This is a genomic window from Streptomyces populi (assembly GCF_002911015.1).
Taxonomy (GTDB): Bacteria; Actinomycetota; Actinomycetes; order Streptomycetales; family Streptomycetaceae; genus Streptomyces; species Streptomyces populi.
This window is the reverse complement of sequence record NZ_KZ627095.1, coordinates 1-882: the sequence shown is the minus strand read 5'-3', so window position 1 is coordinate 882 and position 882 is coordinate 1. Positions and strand designations below refer to the sequence as shown.

Below are 882 nucleotides of genomic sequence, written 5' to 3'. Positions count from 1 at the left end.
GTTGGTGGGGAAGGCGAAGGCGGTCTCGGTGCTGCCGTCGGGGTGGATCCGGATCAGGTCGTTGGCGCCGGCGTCGGTGACCAGGAAGTCCCGGCCGTCCCTGGCGAAGCCCCACGGGTTGGAGAAGACCTCGGTGGTGCCGGGGTTGGCGGCGTCGGGGTTGTGCTCGAGCTCGTGCACGGCCAGGTCGCCCAGCACCTTGCCGCCGGTGGTGCTCAGGGTGCCGAGCGGGCCGCTGCCGGCGCCGAGCGCCTCACGGTCCGAGGGCAGGCCGCTCAGGCCGTAGCTGATGCGGTACGAGCCGTCGCCCGCGGCCTCGGCCTGGACCGGCCCGCCGATGCGGGTGAGCACGCTGGTGCCGTAGTTCTGGTTGATCTGCTCGGAGGGCAGGCCGGTGACCACGCGGCCCTGCCGGGAGCCGGTGATCTTGTAGAGGGATCCGCTGAAGCCCAGGCACCGGTTGCGTCCGACCTCGGCCGGCGGCGGGCACGGGGTGGCCGGGCCGCTGCCGGCCTCCACGACCAGGACCGATCCGTCGGCCTGGATCTGGACGTCGCGCGGGTTGTGCAGGCCGCTCGCCACGACCACGCCACCGGTGGCGGCGGACGCGGCCTGGCTCGGTATCGCGGTCGCCGTGACGGTGCTCACGACCGCCATGGCCAAAAAGGCCCCCGCCCAAGACTTTCTCGCACCAGACATGACTCTCCTCAATGTGTCCCGCCCCCGTCGTCAGGGGTGAATGCAATCGGCACGATAGACGCGGGGGTTGACCTGATCGCGGTGTGCGACATCGGAGATTCCGCGCTTGCGCACCGGCCGTGCGGAGGGGGCCAGGACCCCTGCGGGCCTGTACGCAGGCGATAACTGGGCCCGGGTCCGAGA

1 protein-coding gene is annotated in these 882 nt (G+C 71.8%); it reads right to left on the bottom strand.

Features of this window, described 5'->3' with window-relative positions:
• A partial coding sequence (locus CW362_RS42835; protein ID WP_162684463.1) for a ScyD/ScyE family protein occupies positions 1–648 on the bottom strand: 648 nt, incomplete at its 3' end.
• Positions 649–882: the final 234 nt, after the last annotated feature.